Source organism: Streptacidiphilus sp. MAP12-20 (genome assembly GCF_041262525.1).
Taxonomy (GTDB): domain Bacteria; phylum Actinomycetota; class Actinomycetes; order Streptomycetales; family Streptomycetaceae; genus Streptacidiphilus.
Map to the genome: position 1 here is coordinate 260,653 of NZ_JBGCCK010000002.1, position 18,949 is coordinate 279,601.

The 18,949-nt window shown below is 72.2% G+C and carries 16 protein-coding genes; 7 read left to right on the forward strand and 9 right to left on the reverse strand.

The annotated features are described in order from the left end of the window. Positions 1–100: 100 nt before the first annotated feature. Positions 101–1,858 carry an NAD+ synthase gene (locus ABIA32_RS03405; RefSeq protein WP_370092243.1) on the forward strand — a complete coding sequence of 586 codons (1,758 nt, stop codon included), beginning with the start codon at positions 101–103 and terminating at the stop codon, positions 1,856–1,858. A 232-nt stretch (positions 1,859–2,090) separates the two neighbouring features. On the opposite strand, the gene ABIA32_RS03410 is transcribed toward ABIA32_RS03405, so the two are convergent. From ABIA32_RS03410 to ABIA32_RS03420, 3 genes are all read right to left on the reverse strand, one after another. Further along, positions 2,091–3,065 carry an endonuclease/exonuclease/phosphatase family protein gene (locus ABIA32_RS03410; RefSeq protein WP_370092244.1) on the reverse strand — a complete coding sequence of 325 codons (975 nt, stop codon included), beginning with the start codon at positions 3,063–3,065 and terminating at the stop codon, positions 2,091–2,093. A 71-nt stretch (positions 3,066–3,136) separates the two neighbouring features. Then, entirely contained in the window at positions 3,137–3,847 is a 711-nt protein-coding gene (locus ABIA32_RS03415) for a TetR/AcrR family transcriptional regulator (protein WP_370092245.1), read from the reverse strand. A gap of 14 nt (positions 3,848–3,861) precedes the next feature. Further along, entirely contained in the window at positions 3,862–5,547 is a 1,686-nt protein-coding gene (locus ABIA32_RS03420) for an MFS transporter (RefSeq protein ID WP_370092246.1), read from the reverse strand. Between the two features lie 206 nt (positions 5,548–5,753). Between ABIA32_RS03420 and panB the strand changes: the two genes are divergently transcribed. From panB to ABIA32_RS03435, 3 genes are all read left to right on the forward strand, one after another. After that, a complete protein-coding gene (panB, locus tag ABIA32_RS03425) occupies positions 5,754–6,638 on the forward strand; it encodes a 3-methyl-2-oxobutanoate hydroxymethyltransferase (RefSeq protein ID WP_370092247.1) in 885 nt (294 codons plus the stop codon). 90 nt (positions 6,639–6,728) lie between these two features. Further along, a complete protein-coding gene (locus ABIA32_RS03430) occupies positions 6,729–7,757 on the forward strand; it encodes an ATP-binding cassette domain-containing protein (protein ID WP_370092248.1) in 1,029 nt (342 codons plus the stop codon). Next, positions 7,754–8,554, forward strand: a complete 801-nt coding sequence (locus ABIA32_RS03435) for an ABC transporter permease (RefSeq protein ID WP_370092249.1) — start codon at positions 7,754–7,756, stop codon at positions 8,552–8,554. Before ABIA32_RS03430 ends, ABIA32_RS03435 begins: the two co-directional genes overlap by 4 nt. A 17-nt stretch (positions 8,555–8,571) precedes the next feature. Here ABIA32_RS03435 and ABIA32_RS03440 read toward each other — a convergent pair whose 3' ends face one another. After that, the gene (locus ABIA32_RS03440; protein ID WP_370092250.1) at positions 8,572–12,066 is read right to left on the reverse strand and encodes a BTAD domain-containing putative transcriptional regulator; all 3,495 of its coding nucleotides are present in this window, start codon (positions 12,064–12,066) and stop codon (positions 8,572–8,574) included. Positions 12,067–12,247: 181 nt separating this feature from the next. Between ABIA32_RS03440 and ABIA32_RS03445 the strand changes: the two genes are divergently transcribed. Then, positions 12,248–13,048: a site-2 protease family protein gene (locus ABIA32_RS03445; RefSeq protein ID WP_370092251.1), complete on the forward strand. Its 801-nt coding sequence runs from the start codon at positions 12,248–12,250 to the stop codon at positions 13,046–13,048. On the opposite strand, the gene ABIA32_RS03450 is transcribed toward ABIA32_RS03445, so the two are convergent. Both ABIA32_RS03450 and npdG read right to left on the reverse strand, forming a co-directional pair. Then, the gene (locus ABIA32_RS03450; protein ID WP_370092252.1) at positions 13,049–13,210 is read right to left on the reverse strand and encodes a hypothetical protein; all 162 of its coding nucleotides are present in this window, start codon (positions 13,208–13,210) and stop codon (positions 13,049–13,051) included. Between the two features lie 82 nt (positions 13,211–13,292). Further along, positions 13,293–14,006, reverse strand: a complete 714-nt coding sequence (gene npdG, locus ABIA32_RS03455) for an NADPH-dependent F420 reductase (RefSeq protein ID WP_370092253.1) — start codon at positions 14,004–14,006, stop codon at positions 13,293–13,295. Positions 14,007–14,053: 47 nt separating this feature from the next. On the opposite strand from npdG, the gene ABIA32_RS03460 reads away from it, so the two are divergent. Next, on the forward strand, positions 14,054–14,656 hold the full coding sequence (locus ABIA32_RS03460) for a hypothetical protein (protein WP_370092254.1): 603 nt from the start codon (positions 14,054–14,056) through the stop codon (positions 14,654–14,656). Between the two features lie 138 nt (positions 14,657–14,794). Further along, positions 14,795–15,850 carry a terpene synthase family protein gene (locus tag ABIA32_RS03465; protein ID WP_370092255.1) on the forward strand — a complete coding sequence of 352 codons (1,056 nt, stop codon included), beginning with the start codon at positions 14,795–14,797 and terminating at the stop codon, positions 15,848–15,850. A 23-nt stretch (positions 15,851–15,873) separates the two neighbouring features. Here ABIA32_RS03465 and ABIA32_RS03470 read toward each other — a convergent pair whose 3' ends face one another. From ABIA32_RS03470 to ABIA32_RS03480, 3 genes are read right to left on the reverse strand one after another with little or no spacing between them, the layout of a single operon-like run. Further along, positions 15,874–16,536 carry a hypothetical protein gene (locus ABIA32_RS03470; protein WP_370092256.1) on the reverse strand — a complete coding sequence of 221 codons (663 nt, stop codon included), beginning with the start codon at positions 16,534–16,536 and terminating at the stop codon, positions 15,874–15,876. Next, positions 16,533–17,867, reverse strand: a complete 1,335-nt coding sequence (locus ABIA32_RS03475) for a DUF58 domain-containing protein (RefSeq protein WP_370092257.1) — start codon at positions 17,865–17,867, stop codon at positions 16,533–16,535. The genes ABIA32_RS03470 and ABIA32_RS03475 overlap by 4 nt, the downstream gene beginning before the upstream one ends. Further along, positions 17,864–18,922 (reverse strand): AAA family ATPase, encoded by a 1,059-nt coding sequence (locus tag ABIA32_RS03480; protein ID WP_370092258.1) that lies wholly within the window; start codon positions 18,920–18,922, stop codon positions 17,864–17,866. The genes ABIA32_RS03475 and ABIA32_RS03480 overlap by 4 nt, the downstream gene beginning before the upstream one ends. Positions 18,923–18,949 lie beyond the last annotated feature (27 nt).

Sequence of the window (18,949 nt, forward strand, 5' to 3'; positions counted from 1 at the left end):
CGAAAAGAGGCCGAACGCACAGATGTCCGCGAGCGGCGAGGACGGCGGCCCGACGGGAACTCACTGCACATAGCGTCGAAGAGACGATTACTCTGGAGGCATGCCTAGTCTTCGCCTCGCGTTGAACCAGATCGACGCCACCGTCGGCGACATCGACGGCAACGCCGAGCTGATCGTCCGTTGGACCCGACACGCCACCGAGCAGGGCGCCGACCTGGTCGCCTTCCCCGAACAGGCGCTCACCGGCTACCCCGTCGAGGACCTGGCCCTGCGCCCCTCCTTCGTGGAGGCCTCCCGCTCGGCGCTGGTCGCGCTGGCCGGTCGCCTCCAGGCGGAGGGGCTGGGCGCGACGCCGGTCGTCGTCGGCTACCTGGGCAAGTCGCAGACCGCCTCGACGCGGCTGGGCCTGCCGGCCGGCTCCCCGCAGAACTGTGCGGCACTGCTCCACCAGGGTGAGGTCGTCACCAGGCTGGCCAAGCACCACCTGCCCAACTACGGCGTGTTCGACGAGTTCCGCTACTTCGTCCCCGGCGACACCCTGCCCGTGATCCGCCTGCACGGCGTCGACGTCGCGCTCGCCATCTGCGAGGACATCTGGCAGGACGGCGGCCGGGTCCAGGCGGCACGCCAGGCCGACGCCGGGCTGCTGCTGGTGATCAACGCCTCCCCCTACGAGGCCGACAAGGACGATGCGCGGCTCGCACTGGTCCGCAAGCGCGCGGCGGAGGCCGACTGCACGCTCGCCTACGTCAACCTGGTCGGCGGGCAGGACGAGCTGGTCTTCGACGGCGACTCGCTGGTCGTCGACGCGAGCGGCGAGGTACTGGCGCGAGCGCCCCAGTTCGAGCAGGGCTGCCTGCTGATCGACCTCGACCTGCCGGCGGCGACGGCGGCGGCCGACGGGGCGACCCGGATCGTCGCGGACGGCCTGGAGATCAAGCGCACGGTCCTGTCGGAGGAGCCGCTCGCGGCTCCGGAGCAGCGGGTCGTGCCGGGTCAGGCGCGACGGCTGGACGAGCTGGAGGAGATCTACGCCGCGCTGGTCTGCGGCGTGCGGGCGTACGTGGAGAAGAACGGCTTCAAGTCGGTGCTGATCGGCCTCTCCGGCGGCATCGACTCCGCGCTCGTCGCGGCGATCGCGGTGGACGCGCTGGGGCCGGAACACGTCTTCGGCGTCTCGATGCCGAGCGCGTACTCCTCCCAGCACTCGCGCGACGACGCGGCGGAGCTGGCCGCGCACACGGGTCTGCACTATCGGACGGTGCCGATCGCGCCGATGTTCGACGCGTACATGGAGGGATTGGGCCTCACCGGCCTGGCCGAGGAGAACCTGCAGTCGCGCCTGCGCGGCACGACGCTGATGGCGATCTCCAACCAGGAGGGGCACCTGGTGCTCGCGCCGGGCAACAAGAGCGAGCTCGCGGTGGGCTACTCCACCCTCTACGGCGACTCGGTGGGCGCCTTCGGCCCGATCAAGGACGTCTACAAGACGCTCGTCTTCCGCCTCTCCCGCTGGCGCAACGACGCCGCAGTGGCGCGCGGCGAAACCCCGCCGATCCCGGAGAACACGCTCACGAAACCACCGTCGGCGGAGCTGCGTCCGGGCCAGGTGGACACGGACTCACTGCCCGAGTACGACGTGCTGGACGCGGTGCTGACGGCGTATGTGGAGCAGGACCGCGGCTACGCGGAGATCGTCGCCGACGGCTATGACGCTGCGCTGGTGGAGCGGGTGATCCGGCTGGTGGACGGCGCGGAGTACAAGCGGCGGCAGTACCCGCCGGGGACGAAGATCTCCTCGAAGAACTTCGGCCGCGACCGCCGGCAGCCCATCACCAACCGCTGGCGTGAGAGCTAGGCACAGGCTCAGGTTGCACTGTCAGGGCGCGGGGAACTGCGCGAACAACCACCCTGTGCGGATGGCCCTGAACGTTCGGCGCATCAGCTCGTTGGGTGGCTTGTCGCGCACGCGGTTGGTCGAGCAGAGCCCCGCGCCCCTGACAGTGCAACTGCCCCCCTCGTAACCTGTCGCGCCCACGCGCCGGAGGCGCAAATCAGCAGAGCCCCGCGCCCCTGGTAGTGCAACTGACTCACAGCTGGAAATGTGCGGCGATCGGGAGGTGGTCGCTACCGGTCTGTGGGAGGGTCCACGCCGACGTAGGCGTCATGCCGCGGGACATGATCTGGTCGATGCGGGTCAGCGGGGAGCCCGAAGGCCAGCTGAAGCCGAAGCCCGAGCCCGCGCTTCCCTGCGCGGAGCGCAGCTGCATGGTGATGGGGGCCAGCGCGCGGTCGTTCATCGTGCCGTTCATGTCGCCCAGCAGCAGGACCCGCTTCAGCGGAGCGTGGGTCAGCGCCTGTCCGAGCGACTCCGCGCTGCGATTGCGCTGGTTCGCCGTGAAGCCGCCGTCGAACTTCACCCGGACCGAGGGCATGTGGGCGACGTAGACGGCGACCGCGCCGTTCGGTGAGTTCACCGTCGCCCGCAGCGCGCGGGTCCAGCCGATCTTGATGTCGACGGGCTGGGTGTCCGTCAGCGGGTACTTCGACCAGAGGCCGACCGTGCCCTCGACCAGGTGGTAGCGGTAGGTGCCGTCCAGTTTCTGTTGGATCGTCGGCAGCTCGGCGCCGGTGATCTCCTCCAGGGAGATGACGTCCGGGTTCGCCTTCATCAGCGTGTCCATCGTGCCGCCGACGTCAGTGTTGGTCGCGCTGATGTTGTGCTGGACCGCCGTGAAGTCGTAGCCGCCGCCGCTCTTGTCGGTCAGCAGTGGACCGAACAGCAGCAGCCAGACCAGCGCCGGCGCGAGCAGCGCCACCACCGCCGACGCCGAGCGGCGCAGCAGCGCGGGCACCAGCAGCACGGGGACGGCCAGGCCGACCCACGGCAGGAAGGTCTCCAGCAGGCTGCCGAAGTTGCCGATGCTGTCGGGGATCTGCCGGTGGAAGGCCATCAGCGCGGCTGTCAGCAGCGCCAGCCCGGCCACGACCCAGCCACGGCGCCAGGTGGATCGGCCCTTGCCGTCCCGCCCGCGCCAGTGGAGGTCCCTGAAGCCGAATGCCATGCGCCGTTCCTCACCCTTAGCCCAGTTTGCCGCGTTTCAGCGTATGGGTGAGAAGACGCTACCCGGCGGTGTCAGGTTCCCTCGGCGAAGCTGTGAACCGGGTTCGCCGCCAGACCGCCGAGCACCGCGTCGACCATCGTCGCGGCGAGGTCCGGGTCCTCGACGGAGGCGTCCGGGTGCAGCAGCGAGCGCGAGAGCATGGGGCCGACGAACAGCTCCCCGAGCAGGTCGGGGTCGAGATCGGCGCGCAGTTCGCCGCGTCGCTGGGCGTCGGCGATCAGCTCCCGCAGGGCCGCGCGGCGGGGGGCGATCACGGCCTCGTGGTAGCGGCAGTAGAGGCCGGGGATGGCCCGGATCTCGGCGCCGATCATGGCGAGGTCGGTGTCGGAGCGCCGGTGGACGGCGTTCAGACGGATCCGCTCCAGCACCGCGATCAGGGTGTCGCGGATCGAGTCGCGCTCGCACAACGGCTCGGTCTTGGACTCCAGCTGGACCAGGAGGTGCAACAGCAGCGCGTCCTTGTCCGGCCAGCGGCGGTAGATCGTGGCCTTGCCGACGCCCGCCTCGGCCGCGATGGCATCGATGCTGAGGCCGGCGAGGCTCGAACCCCGCCCCAGCAGCCGCAGCATGCCCTCCAGGATGGAGGTCTCCACCGCCTCGTTGCGCGGGCGGCCGCGCCGGGCGGGCACCGGGGCGGCGGGAACAGGGGCGGCGGACTTCTGCTCGCCGATCTCGCGGCTGATCAGGTGCTCGAACTCGCTGTCAATCGCGCTGCTGCTCACCGCCCCATCCTCCCTCACTCGGCTGGTGCCTTAGTAGCGTCTGCCTCGGTAGCGCCGCCCTCGGCAGCGTCGGCCTCGGCAGCGTCGGCCGGGACCGCAGACGGCTGTGCCTGCTCCGGGCCGCTCGCCTTGGGCGACATCGCGCCGCCGTAGGAGGCGGACTTGCCCGGCAGGAAGAGCAGCGCGACGATCAGTCCCAGCACCGCCGCGGCCGCAGCGGCCAGCGAGGTGGTGTGCATGGCGTCGATGAAGGCGTTCTTCGCCGGGTCGACCACGCCGGCGGCCGACGGGCCGAGCTTCTCCGCGATGCCGAGCGTGCCCTCGATCGACTCCCCCGCCGGGCCGCGCAGGCCCTGCGGCAGGGAGCCCAGGTGGTCCTTGATACCGCTGCGGTAGGTCGTGGAGAGCAACGCGCCGAGGACCGCCACGCCGAGCGAACCGCCGACCTGACGGAAGGTGTTGTTCACCGCCGAGCCCGAGCCCGCCTTCTCGCGCGGCAGGCTGGCCATGATCGTGACCGAGGCGGGCGGCATGACCAGCGCCATGCCCGCGCCCTGGACGAAGGCGATGATCTCCAGCACCCAGATGCCCGTGTGGCGGCCCAGGGCGAGGAAGCCGACGAAGGCGACGGCGATCAGCGCCATGCCGAGCGCGACCGTGGCCTTGACGCCCCAGCGGTCCACGATCAGCCGGGCCCGCGGCGAGAAGATCAACTGGGCGACGGCCAGCGGGAGCAGCAGCAGACCCGCCTGCAGCGGGCTGTAGCCACGCACGCTCTGTATGTAGAAGACGCCGAAGAACGTGACGCCCATCAGCGCGAAGAAGGCGAGGCCGATGGCGACGACGGACGCCGAGAAGTGCTTGTTGCGGAACCAGGAGATGGTGAGCACCGGGTGCTTCGCCCGGCGCTGGTAGAGCACGAAGCCGGTCAGCACCAGCACGCCGAGGAGCATGGGGACCCAGCTCTCGGTGGCGCCGAAGTTCGCGTCCTGGCCGCCCTTGATGATGCCGTAGATCAGCGCGACCAGGCCGACCATGGAGAGCAGCACGCCGAGCGGGTCCAGCTTGCCCGGCTTCGGGTCACGCGAGTCGGGCACCAGCCAGACCATGCCGATCAGCGCCGCGATCACGATGGGGACGTTCACCAGGAAGACCGAGCCCCACCAGAAGTGGGCCAGCAGCAGACCGCCCGCGATCGGGCCGATCGCGATGGCGAGACCGACCGCGCCGGACCAGATGCCGATGGCCTTCGGGTGCTCCTCGCGCTCGAAGACGTTCATGATGATCGCCAGCGTGGCCGGCAGCACGAAGGCACCGCCGAAGCCCATCGCGGCCCGGAAGGCGATCAGCTCGCCCGGCGAGGTCGCCATGGAGCAGAGCAGCGAGCCGAGGCCGAAGACCACCATGCCGAAGAGCAGGACCTTCTTGCGGCCCAGCCGGTCGCCCAGCAGCCCGGCCGTGAAGAGCAGGCCGACGAAGACCAGCGTGTAGGAGTTGATCGCCCACTCGAGCTGGCTCTGGGTGGCGCCCAGGCCGATCGGCGCGGGGGTGGCGATCGTCTTCATCGCGACGTTGAGGATCGAGTTGTCCAGCACCACGACGAGCAGGCTGAACACCAGGACCGTGAGGATCGCCCAACGGCGCTTGTGAATGGCTTCGGGCACCCGGGGCGGTGCGGCGACAGGGGCGGTGGTCGTCATGGGAGCAGCGTAGCTCATTTTCGATACGAGAACGTCTCGTATCGAAATCGCAACCGGGCCCGCCCCCGAAACCACCCTGGAGAGTGATCTGCGCGACGCTCGCGCGCCGCGCCTTCCCCTTTCCCTCCTTCGCGGCGACGTGCCAGCATGGACGTGATCCGGGGACGCCGAACGGCGCCACGAGACGACAACACAGGAGACACGTCATGCAGAACGGTTCGCTTCCGCCTGCCCAAGCTCCCCAGCCCCCGAAGGACGCGGCGCCCAAGTCGCTCTACGGCGGCGTCACCTCGCGCCGCGTGACGGTGCGCGACCTGGCCGCCGCCAAGCAGCGCGGCGAGCGCTGGGCCATGCTCACCGCCTACGACGCGATGACCGCGGGCGTCTTCGACGAGGCCGGCGTGCCGGTCCTGCTCGTCGGCGACTCGATGGGCAACTGCCACCTCGGCTACGACACCACCGTGCCGGTCACCGTGGACGAGATCGCGATGCTCTCCGCCGCGGTCGTCCGCGGCACCAAGCGCGCGCTGGTCGTCGCCGACCTGCCGTTCGGCAGCTACCAGGAGTCCCCCGCGCAGGGGCTGCGCAACGCGGTGCGGCTGATGAAGGAGTCCGGCGTCCACGCGGTCAAGCTGGAGGGCGGCGAGCGCTCGGCTGCGGCCATCGAGATGATGGTCCAGGCCGGCGTCCCGGTCATGGCCCACCTGGGCCTGACCCCGCAGTCCGTGCACGCGCTGGGCGGCTACCCGGTCCAGGGCCGCGGCGACGAGGCGGCGCACCAACTGCTCCGCGACGCCAAGACGGTCCAGGCGGCGGGTGCCTTCTCCGTCGTCCTCGAGGCCGTCCCGGCCGAGCTGGCCGCCCAGATCACCGCCGAGGTGCACATCCCGACCGTGGGCATCGGCGCGGGCGTCGGCTGCGACGCGCAGGTGCTGGTCTGGACGGACATGGCGGGCATGACGGACGGCCGGGTGCCGAAGTTCGTCAAGCAGTACGCCAACCTGCGGGCCGAGCTGGGGCGCGCCGCGCGCGAGTACGTCGACGACGTGCGCGCCGCGACGTTCCCTGCCGAGGAGCACACCTTCCACTGACAGCCGCGAACACGGCATGAAGGTGCGCCGACGGTGCGCTGACGGAGCTCTGACGGAGCCCTGTCGGCGCACCCCGGCACAGTCCTCGGCATGGAGCTGAGGCAAGAACCGACGAATCCCGGAACCGCACCCGCCGGTACCGCGCGCACCGCCGTCCAGGTGCGCGGACTGGCCAAGCACTACGGCGACACCAAGGCCCTCGACGGCGTCGACCTCGACGTCGCCGAGGGCACCGTGACGGGCGTGCTCGGACCGAACGGCGCGGGCAAGACCACGCTGGTCCGGATCCTCTCCACGCTGATCCGCCCCGACGCCGGGCGCGCCGTCGTCGCCGGCTGGGACGTCGAGCGGCAGCCGCGACAACTGCGCCGCGCGATCGGCCTGACCGGGCAGTACGCCTCGGTGGACGAGCTGCTCTCGGGCTACGAGAACCTCTATCTGATCGGCCGGCTGCTCGACCTGAGCGCCAAGGGCGCGAAGGCCCGCGCCGAGGAGTTGCTGGAGCGGTTCTCGCTCACCGACGCCGCACGCCGCCCCGCCAAGACCTACTCCGGCGGGATGCGCCGCCGCCTCGACCTGGCCGCCTCGATGATCGGCCGACCCCGCGTGCTCTTCCTCGACGAGCCGACCACCGGCCTCGACCCGCGCACCCGCAACGAGGTCTGGGCGGAGGTGCGGCGCATGGTCGAGGAGGGCTCGACGGTGCTGCTCACCACCCAGTACATGGAGGAGGCCGAGCAGCTGGCACAGGACCTCACCGTCATCGACCACGGCAAGGTGATCGCCTCCGGCCGCGTGGACGATCTCAAACGGCAGGTCGGCGAACAGACCCTGACGGTCCGTCCGGCCCGTCCCGAGCAGCTCGACGCCATGGTCCGCCGCCTGGCCGAAGGCGGCCTGCCCGCGAGCGCCACGCCCGAGGGCCTGTTGAGCGTCCCGGTCGGCGGCGAGGAACAACTGACCGCCGTCGTCGCCGCGTTGGGCGGCTCCGGCCTCGCCATCGCCGGACTCGAGACGCGACTGCCCAGCCTGGACGAGGTCTTCCTCGCCATCACCGGCCGGCAACCGGCCACCCCACCCCGAGCCGCAGCAGACCAGATCCTGGAGCCCGTCGCATGAGTGTCTACGCCTCTCCCCTCGTCGACCAGCGGATCAGCCTGCGGGCCACGGCCCATCACGTCGGGGCGCTCACCCGGCGCAATCTGATGCGCATCAAGGCGGATCCGGAGTCCATGCTGGACGCCCTGCTGATGCCGATCCTGTTCACCGTGCTGTTCGTCTACGTCTTCGGCGGCGCGGTCGCCGGCAATGCGCACAACTACATCCAGTACATGGTCCCCGGCATGCTCGGGCAGATCGGCATCAGCCTGGCCATGGCCGTCGGCACCGGACTCAACAGCGACTTCACCACCGGCGTGATGGACCGCTTCCGGACCCTGCCGATCGGCCGGGCCTCCGTCCTCGTCGCCAAACTCCTCTCGGAGAGCTGCCGTTCGGCCGTCTCGCTGGTGATCCTGATCAGCTTCGCGATGTGCCTGGGCCTGCGCATCCACACCGGTCCGCTGCAGCTGCTGGCGGCGCTCGGGCTGGCGATGGCCTTCGGGACCGGCATGGTCTGGGTGTCCATGCTGCTCGGCATGGCGATGAAGAACCCGCAGTCCGTCCAGGGTGTCGGGATGCTGATCATCATGCCGCTGCAGTTCGGCAGCTCGACCTTCGCTCCGGTGCACTCGATGCCGGGCTGGCTCCAGTCGTTCACGAAGTTCAACCCGCTGTCGGCGCTGGCGGACTCCAGTAGGGCGTTGATCAACGGCGGACCGGTGCTCCACCCGGCGCTGGAGGTGCTGGCCTGGGCCGTCGGACTCACCGTGGTCTTCGCTCCGCTGGCCGTGGCCCGGTTCCGCAAGCGGACCTGACAGCGACGCACATCGACTCAGCCCAGCATCAGTCGCACGGCCCCGGCAGCGTCCAGGGCCGTGCCGGCCGCGTAAGCGGCCTCGAACCCTGCGTCGCCCAGGAGTTCGCGCAGGCCCTGGATGGTCTCGTCGAGCGCGACGCGGTCCAGATGGTGCGCGGCCGACCGCGTCTGCAACCGGTCGAAGGCTCCGATCAGTGTTGCTGCGGTCTGCACGGCAGTGCCACGCTCAGCGGCACCGGACGCCACGCCCGCACGATGGCAGCGCAGCAGCGTCGCGGACAGCGCCGGGATCAGCACCAGCGGTAGCTGGTCGGCCACGTAGGGCATCAGCGGATGGCTCTGCATCTCGGCGAGGCCGCCGCGGATGCGCAGCAGGCCCTCCTCCGGCCGTCCCTCCATGCCGTCGACCGCGCCCAGCATGCCCGCGACCAGCCCGTTGAGCATGGTGCCGAAGCCCTTCCCGTCGTGGTCGGGCAGGAGGCCCTCCAGCAGCTCGCGCGCCTCGGGCAGGCGCTGCTGCCGCATCCGCAGTCCGGCCAGCAGCACCGTGCCGAAGAGTCCGGCTCCCTGGCCGGCGGCGCCGTGCGCGGCGGCGTCGCCGATGCCGCCCAGCAGTTCAGCCTCGCCCTCCTCCAGGCGACCCAGCCCGAGCAGCGCGTCCCCGAGCCGGACGCGCAGGACCGGCTGCGCCTGGTCGGCGCCGATCTCCTGCGCCAGCACGATAGCCTCCCGCGCGCAGCGCACCGCCTCCGCGAAATCACCGCTGAAGTTGGCGATTTCGGCCTGCCCTGCGAGCGCCTCCACACAACCCCAGCGGTCCCCGAACCGGGTGAACAGCGCGAGGCTCTCGGCCGCGTCCTCGACGGCCTGCGGCCGGTTGCCCGGCGCGTCGTTGAGCAGCTTGGAGCGGGCCTGAAGCACACAGGCCAGCTCCCAGTCCCTGCCGAACCGCCGACAGCCCTCGACCAGCGAGTCGACAGTCGGACGCAAGCGGACCAGCAGCCCGGCGAACATCAGCACGTAGACCCGCTGGATCGCGGGCAGCCGCGCGGACTGCGGCAGGTCGTCGGGGTAGGCGTCGACGATCTGCTCGCCGAGGCGCCGCAGCGCGGGGTCCGGGTCGCGGCCGAAGTCACCGTCCGCGGTGAGGAAGGAGGTGACGGCAGCCGCCCGGCGCGCCTCCTCCAGCACCGGCTGCGACCAGGGCGGCGGCAGGTCGGTCGGCCCCTCGCGCACCGGGACCGACGGGACGGCGAACGGGTCGCACGGGATCAGCGCGACCACGGCCCGGCACCAGACGTTCGCCTCTTCGCGCTGGTTGCGCAGCATCCAGTACCAGCCGAGTCCGAGCAGCAGACTCAGCGCCTCCTGTTCCTCCCCAGCGTCGATGGCGCGGCGCAGTGCGGCCCGCAGGTTGTCGTGCTCGGAGTCGAGTACGACGAGCGCGTCGAGCTGGGCGGCGGAGCGCAGCAGCGGATCGGTGGTGCGGGCGAGTTCACGGAACCAGCGCAGGTGCGCGGTCGCGAGCGCCTCACGTTCGCCGGACTCGCGCAGCCGCTCGGCGGCGTACTCGTGGATGGTCTCCAGCATCCGGTAGCGCGGTTCGGGCCCGGAGAGATCGACCTGCACCAAGGACTTGTCGACGAGCGACAGCAGGTGCCGCGCGACGTCGTCGGGGGAGATTTCCTTGCCGTCGGCGCAGATCGGCTCGGCGGCGTCGAGGGTCCAGCCGCCCGCGAAGACGGAGAGGCGGGCCAGCAGGGTCCGCTCCTCGGGCTCCAGCAGCTCCCAGCTCCAGTCGACGACGGCGCGCAGGGTCTGCTGCCGCGGCAGATCCGTGCGGTTACCGCTGGTGAGCAGTGCGAAGCGGCGGTCGAGGCGGTCGGCGAGCTGGCGCGGCGTCAGGCCTCGGAGCCGGGCGGCGGCGAGCTCGATGGCGAGCGGCAGGCCGTCGAGTCGGCGGCAGATCTCGGCGCACGCGGCCGGATCCTGCGCCGGGTCGCCCGGGTCGAAGCCGGGCCGCGCGGCGGCGCCCCGCTCGGCGAGCAGCCGCAACGCGGTCGGATCCGGCAGCGGCTCGACCGGCCGCACCTGCTCGCCGGCGACGCCCAGCGGCTCGCGGCTGGTCGCCAGCACGGTGACGCCGGGGCAGGCCGCGACCAGCTGCGCGGCGAACTCGGCGGCGGCCTGAACCAGATGCTCGCAGTTGTCCAGCACCAGCAGGAGCGTGCGGTGCGCGCAGTGCTCCAGCAGCCGGTGCAGCGGCGTCTCTGGCTCGGTGCTTGCGGCCGCCGCGCCGAGCGCCTCCGCGCGGCCCAGGAGCAGCTGTGTCGCCCGCAGCCCGAGCGCGCCCACGGCGGCGTCGACGACCGCCCGAGGGTCGTCCAGCGGCGCGAGCTCGACCATCCAGACGCCGTCCGGATACGCCCCGGCCACCGACTCCGCGGCCTGCTGCGCGAGCCGGGTCTTCCCCGTCCCGCCGGGCCCGGTCAGCGTCAGCAGCCTCGCCCCCGGCAACGCCCGCCGCAACGCCCCGAGCTCCTCCTCCCGCCCGACGAAGCTGGTCAACCGCGCCCGCAGGTTCCCTGCGGGGCGTGGCGCGTGGGAACCGTGGGCGAAGTCGGACGGCGTGAGCCCCCCGCGACGATCGACCCCCGCCTCCGTGGCAGCAGCCCCAGGCCGTCCGGCCCGCCCTGAAGGCTCGGTCAGGGAGCGGTCGCCCACCGCGAGGGTGGAGCCCTGTCGCATGGCCGGCCCGGCTCCCGGCTGCGCCGCACCGGCCGACGCTGACGCCTCGTCGGGCGTCTCGCCCGGGGCCAGCAGCTCCGCGTGCAGGGCGCGCAACGCGGGCCCCGGGTCGGTGCCGAGGGAGTCGGCGAGGTGGCGGCGGAAAGTGTCGTAGGCGAGCAACGCCTCAGGCGAGCGGCCCGCCGCAGCCAGCGCGCGCAGGTACAGGGCCTGGAGCGACTCGTCCAGCGGCTCGCCCGCGACGAGTTCCGCCAGCTCAGGAAGGATCATGGCCGCGCGCCCGAGCGCCAGCTCCGCGCCGAGCAGGGCGCGGTGCGCGGCCGTGCGTTCGGCGTCGAGGCGACGGGCGGCGTCGTCACGGGTGGGGAGGTCCGCCAGCGCGGGACCGCGCCAGAGCGCGAGCGCGGAGCGGAGGGTCGGTGCGGCGGAGGCCGGGTCCGCGCCGGACGCGTCGGCGACGAGTGCCCGGAACGCAGTCACGTCCGTGTCCCCGCCGAGCAGGCGGTAACCCTCCGGGCCGGAGCCGACGTGCTCGGCACCGATCTGTCGGCGCAGCCGGGCCACCAGCGTCTGCAGCGCGTCCTGCGGGTCCGCCGGGGAGCTCTCGGCCCAGATCTCCTCGATCAGCGCCCACGCCGGAACGGCTCGCCCCTCCCGCAGGGCCAGCGCCGCGACCAGCGCGCGCAGCCGGGTGCCGGGGAGCGCCACGGGCTCGCCGTCGTCGCCGGTGAGGAGCGTGCTGCCGAGGATCCCGAAGCGCATCCCCCCATTGTGGTCCACGCACCACAGTGATCAACGCCGCCGGAACGCAGGCGGAACGCCGCCCCTCGCCCGGACGTTGAGGGGGAGGCGCAGCCTCGCGGCGCGCGCCGGGCTTGGCGCTGCCGGTGCCGACCCGGCATCATCGGCAGTTCATGCCCCCTGGACCGGAGCTCCGTCACTCATGAGCGCGTTCGATTCCCATCGCCATTCCGACCGGAAGATCAGCACCGTCTTCTGGGTCCTGCTCGCCATATGCGCGGCCTCCGGCTGGGCGCTCTGGACGGGTTGGGGCAACGCCTCCTTCGGCGTCTTCCTCTTCGTCTGCGCCGGCTGGCTGATCTCCCTCTGCGTGCACGAGTACGGCCACGCCCGGATGGCCCTGCACGGCGGCGACATCAGCGTCGGCGCCAAGGGCTACCTGACGCTCAACCCGCTCAAGTACACGCACCCGGTCTACAGCTTCGTGCTGCCGCTGATCTTCATCGTCCTCGGCGGCATCGCACTCCCTGGCGGCGCGGTCTACATCGAGCGCGGGCGGATCAAGAGCAAGGCCAAGAACAGCCTGATCTCCGCGGCCGGCCCGCTCAGCAACCTGGTCTTCGCGCTGATCCTGCTGCTCGTACTGAGCCAGGTGACGACGACGGCACACCAGAACTTCTGGGGCGCGGTCGGCTACCTCGCGTTCTTCCAGATCATGGCCACGCTGCTGAACCTGGTGCCGATGCCGGGCCTCGACGGCTACGGCATCATCGAGCCCTGGCTCTCCTACGAGACCCGTCGCTCGCTGGCGAACCTCGCCCCTTACGGCATGATGATCGTCTTCCTGCTGCTGTGGAACAGCACGATCAACCACTGGTTCTTCGGCGACGTGATCTTCCCGATCCTGGGCTGGTTCGGACACGCCGACTACTTCGCCTACATCGGCAGCGACCTGTTCCCCCGACTCAGCCTGAACTTCGCCGGATTCGGCGGCGGCCACTGATCAGACGCGGGCGCGCTTCCACTGCACCCAGCCGACGTTGCTGGCCACACCGGCCAGCAGCACGAAGGCCAGCCCGAGCCAGAACTGCGCCAGGACCGACACGACCGCCGCAGCCAGGGCCAGAACGGCGAGGGCGAAGGCGAAGAACGCGAAGCGGGGCATCGGGGGAACTCCAGAGGACGAAAAGCGGACGGGCCGGACAGGGACATTCTCTCCCCTCCGGCCCGGTCGGCTGTTCCGGGGGTCAGACGTCCGTGATCCGCAGGCCCGCGTGGGCCTTGTAGCGGCGGTTGACCGAGATCAGGTTGGCCACCAGCGACTCCACCTGGTGCGCGTTGCGCAGTCGGCCGGCGAAGACACCGCGCATGCCCGGGATCCGGTTGGCCAGCGCCTGGACGACATCCGTCGCGGCGCGCTCCTCGCCGAGCACCAGCACGTCGATGTCGATCTCCTCGACCTCGCGGTCCTCCAGCAGCACCGCCGAGAGGTGGTGGAACGCGGCGGTGACGCGCGAGTCCGGCAGCAGCGCCTCCGCCTGCTGGGCCGCGCTGCCCTCCTCCGGCTTCAGCGCGTAGGCGCCCTGCTTGTCGAAGCCCAGCGGGTTGACGCAGTCGACGACGATCTTTCCGGCCAATTCCGCGCGCAGGGAGGCCAGCAGCTCGGCGTGACCCTCCCACGGCACCGCGACGATCACGACGTCGCTGCGCGCCGCCGTGCCCGCGTTGTCCGCGCCCTCGACGCCCAGGCCCAGCTCGGTGGCGGCGGCCTCGGCGCGCTCCGCGCTGCGCGAGCCGATGATCACCCGCTGGCCGGCCTTGGCCAGTCGGTAGGCCAGCCCGCGTCCCTGCGGGCCGGTGCCGCCGAGCACGCCGACGACGAGGCCGGAGACGTCGGGCAGGTCGAAAGGCGTCCGGGCGGCGGCAGCTGCGCCGGTCGACGCTGCATCAGATGTACTCATGGCCAGATCCTCCCACTACGGCGTTGTCATACGGGAGCATGGCTGCCATGGATGCGGTGAGGGTCACAATGCTGCGCGAGCTGCTGGCCGACACGCCCTGGCTCGCCCGGACGCGCGGCTTCGGCGGCGCACTGCGCGGAGCGGCGCGCCCCGGCGGGCTGCTGCTGGTGGGCACCGAACAGGAGGAGCCCTGGCACCTGGCGGCGCACCTGTCCGACGAGGCCGCCTACGCCGATCTGCCCGAACTCAGCCCGGTCCTCGTCCGCCACCGGGTCCCTGCGGGCGCGCCGCCGCACCTCGCCGTGTCGCTGGCCCGGCTGGAGCAGGCGCGGCGCGGCGAGACGGTCTTCGTCGTCGCCCCGGACACGGCCGACGCGGGCCTGCTGGAACGCGTCCACGACGCGCGCCGCACCGGCGCGACGGTGCTCGCCCTCGAGGCCGACGACCCGGAGCTGCGCGGCCTCGCCCACGAGGCGTTGACCGTACGGCCGGATCCGACCTCGCCGTCGTTCGAACTGGTGCAGCACCTGGTCAGCGCGGCGGCCGGCGAACCGCTCCAGCCCCGCCGCCCACGCGGCGGCAGCCTCCGCGACCGGCTGGGCCGCCTGGTCGACCAGCTCTCCGCGCCGCCCCCGCCGATCGGCTGGTAGCGCGGCGCAATCGGCGTGCCGCCGCCCGTGCTGCCTCGTTGGGCCGATCATTGGCCATGCGTCGGAACGCGGCGGCAGCCCGTCGGCGCGGCAGAGCGCCACAGCGGCGATGCACCACAGCGGCGAAGGAGAGACCGGATGAGCTCAGCCACCGCGGCAGCGACGCCCGCCCGCGAGGAGGTGCTCGCACTGGACCTCGCCCTCCCCCACGGGCGGCTGCGCCCCTCCCGCCTGCACCCGGAGGTCGACACCGTCCGGGCCGAGCACGACGCCTGGTTCCGCGCCGTGCTGACCGATGTTCAGCTACCGGGCAGCGAGCGTCTCTTCCGTGAGTGCGAGGGCGTCAGCCTGCTGTGCCGGGTGCTGCCCGACGCCGAGGCGGAGCGGCTGGTGGGGATCTGCGTCGCCGCCTCCGCGCTCTTCCTGCTCGACGACGTCGCCGACGACGAGGCGGGCGAGCGGGCCCGCGCCGACGACTACCTCGCCGTGCTGCACGATGCCGCGCCCTCCGCGCCGGGCTCCGCGCCGTTGCGCCTGCTCGCGCGGACGCTCACCCGTGCCCGGGCCGGGGTGCCGGCACGGCTGTGGGCACGGTTCGTGGCCGGCTTCTCCGAGGTGATCGCGGCCGGGGCGGGCAAGGCGGAGGCCTCGGTCGACGGCTACGAGTCCTACCTCGACGCCCGCTACGCCGACTCCGCCTTCGACCTGGTGGGCGTGGCGATCGAGCACGGACTCGGAGTGGACCTCACGCTCACCCGCGCCGCCGCCCCTGAGGCCGCGTGGGACGCGCTGCACCGCGCCTGCTTCGTCCACACGATTCTCGTCAACGACCTGCTGTCGTTCCGCAAGGAGTACTTCGGCGCGGAGCCGATGAACGCCCTCTCGGTGCTCGGCCGGACCGAGGGACTGAGCCTCCAGCAGGCCGCGGACACGGTCTGCGCCCGCATCGCCGCCGCCGAGGACGCGTTCTTGACCCACACCGCGACCCTGCGTGCCGCCGCCGCTGACGCCGATCCAGGGCTGCAACTGAACCTCGACCGGTACCTGACGGCCTGGGAGCTGATGCTCAGCGGCAACCTGACCTGGTCTCTCGGCTGCCCCCGCTACCACGGCACCACCGGCCCGCAGCGCCGTCCCGACGACCCGCTGCCGACCCGGATGGAGCTGCACCGGGACCGCACCGTCTTTCGGTGAGCGGGCCTTCAGCGAGCGGTCACCTACCGCCGTCCTGACGGCTTCCGCCAGACCGCCAGCCCCAACGCCGCGGCCACTACCAGCACCAGCACGGCTGCCAGGGCGCGTGCCCAGGAGTCGGCGGTCGCGATCGACACCACCGCGCCGGTCAGCACCAGCCCCTGCGCCGCGAGCGCGCCGACGACCGCGGGCCAGTCGCGCAGCTGCGCCGCACCGGGCGGGCCGGCCGCCGCCGCGTCGACGAAGAGCAGGTAGGTCAGGAGCAGGGCCGCGTCGCAGGCCATCAGCCAGACCGGCGGCGAGGTCAACGCCGCGGCCACGACGAAGCCCACCGCCAGCGCGCTGTTGCGGTGCCGGGAGAGCCGGCTGCGCCACAGCACGTCACCGGTCACCGGCCGCGCCACCACCGGGGGCGCGGCGAACCAGGAGACCGCGAGCAGGACGCAGAAGAACAGCACCCAGGCGATGAATCCGCGGGCGCTGGTCGTCTCGGCCAGCCGCACCGGATCGGCCCCGGCCAGGGCCAGCACCGCGCCCAGACCACGACCCGCCCAGACCTCGCTGTCGGCGGGGCCGTAGCGCACCGGCTCCGCCGCCGCGCCGAACGCGAAGACCTCCGACTCATCAGGCGCGCCAGGTGCGGGTGGCGCCATCGGTGCCACAGGTGCCGTCGGCAGATCGCTCATCGCAGCCTTCCCTGGATGCGGGTGCGCAGCAGCGGCGCGAACGTCAGGTCGAGGGTGTCGCCCTCCCAGGGCGCCACCGGGATGCCCTTCTCGGTCAGGCTGAAGCGCAGCGCCGCCCGGTCCTGCCGCCACAGCCGCAGCGCCAGCGCCTCGTTGTGGTCGCCCTTGCTGATCCGCGGGTCGCCGATCGGGATCTCCACGACGACCACCGGGTTTCCGCGTTCGGCCAGGCCGCCGAGGACGCCCATCATCCGGTTGTCGGCCAGCGGCGTCACCGCGTGCACCAGCGCGCCGTGCGGCAGCGCGGGCGGGGGCAGGCGGGTGAGGTCGGGGGTCTGGTAGGCGAGGTCGCGACGGACCTCGAGGACGGTCTGCACCAGCCGGTAGAAGTACTGGTCGCCCTGGCCCGGTTGGAGCCAGTGCAGTCTGCCGCCGACCGAGACGACACCGACCCGGTCGTGGCTGCGCAGGTAGGCGCGGGCGATTCCGGCCGCGACGCGCAGCGACTCGTCCAGGCTGGAGACGCCGGTGGCCGGGTCGCGCATGTCCGCGAAGGCGTCCAGCAGCACCACGACGTCAGCCGCCCGCTCGGACGCGAACTCCTGCAGCTGGATGCTGCCGCGCCGGGTGGTGGCGGGCCAGTTGATCCGGCGCTGCCGCTCGCCCCAGACGAACGGGCGCACGCCGATGACCTCGATGCCCTCGCCCTGCTGTCGCGAGGCGTGCTCGCCGAGGTTGCCGGGCAGCAGCACCGGAACGGGTGTCAGTCCGCCCTCGGCGGGGATCGGGAAGATCTCGACCGTGCCGAGCTGCACCCGCAGCGTCCGGCGCAGCAGCCCGCCCCGGTCGTGGACGTCCACGTCGACGGTGCCGAGCGGCCAACGGCCCCAGCGCCGGGCGACGAAGCCGAGCGTCAACTGCGCGCCCTCGATGTCGACCGAGACCAGCTCCGCGCCCGCCCCCGGAACCACGCCGGGGTCGATCCATTCGGCGGTGCCCTCGAAGGCCAGCCGGAAGCGGACCGTGATCGGCTCGCCCTCGAAGACCCGTGCGCTGGACTGGTGGATCTGACCGCCCGCGAGCACCGGCTCGCCGTTGATCCGGTGCCGGCTGAGCGCACCGAACAGCAGCAGGCAGAGCGGCCCCGCCGCGAGCGCGAGCAGCCACGGCTGCGCCGTCAGCAGCGCCAGCCCCACCGCCGCCACGGCGACCGAGGCGAGCCGCAGCGCGCGCTCGCTCGGCCGCACGCCCGGCTCCCGCAGGCTCGGGATCTCCTCGTGCTCGGTGCCCTGTGGCTGCCCGCCGAGGGCTCGGGCGACCGGGTGGATCATGCGCCGACCGGGTTCGCGTGCGGCTGCCCCTGCGGGTGGATCTGGGCCTGAGCATGCGCCTGCGGGTGACCCTGCGCCTGCGGCCGCGTTCCCGGCGTCGGGACGCCCTGGACCACGCCGGCGATGACGTCGTCGGCGGAGATCCGACGGACCCACAGCTCCGGCTTGAGGGTGATCCGGTGGGCCAGCGCGGGGAGCGCGACGGCCTTCACGTCCTCGGGGGTGACGTAGTCACGCCCGGCCATGACCGCCCGCGCGCGGGCCAGCTGGACCAGCGCGAGACCGCCGCGCGGCGAGGCGCCGACCTGGATCTGCGCGTGCCGGCGGGTCGCGTCGATCAGCGCCACGATGTAGTCGACCAGGTCGGTGTCGACCTCGACCTGCTCCAGCGAGTCGCGCATCGCCTGCACCTCGACGGGGTTGCTGAGCACGGCCAGCACCGCCTCGGGCACGTTCCTGTCGAGACGGCGGCGCAGCATCGCGGCCTCCTCGGCGACGGGCAGGTAACCCATCCGCACGCGCAGCAGGAAGCGGTCGAGCTGCGCCTCGGGCAGCGCGTAGGTGCCCTCGTACTCGATCGGGTTGTCGGTGGCGATGACGACGAAGGGCTGCGGCAGCTTGCGGGTGACGCCGTCGATGGAGACCTGACCCTCCGCCATCGCCTCCAGCAGCGCGGCCTGCGTCTTCGGGGGCGTGCGGTTGATCTCGTCGGCGAGCAGCAGGTTCGCGAAGACCGGGCCGGGCCGGAAGACCATCTCGCCGCTGCGCTGGTCGTAGAAGGGCGCGCCGGTCACGTCGGAGGGCAGCAGGTCAGGGGTGAACTGAATGCGGCGGAAGTCCAGGCCGAGCACGGTCGAGAAGGAACGGGCCAGCAGCGTCTTGCCGAGGCCCGGCAGGTCCTCGATCAGCACATGGCCACCGGCCAGCACGCCGAGCATCACCAGTTCGAGCGCGGCGCGCTTGCCGACGACGGCGCGCTCGATCTCGTCGAGCACGGCGTGGGCACGGATTCCCGCCTGCTGCGGGGTCAGCTTGTCCGTTACGGGGGCGGTCACGGTGCTCCTCGGTGGGTGTCGGCGAAA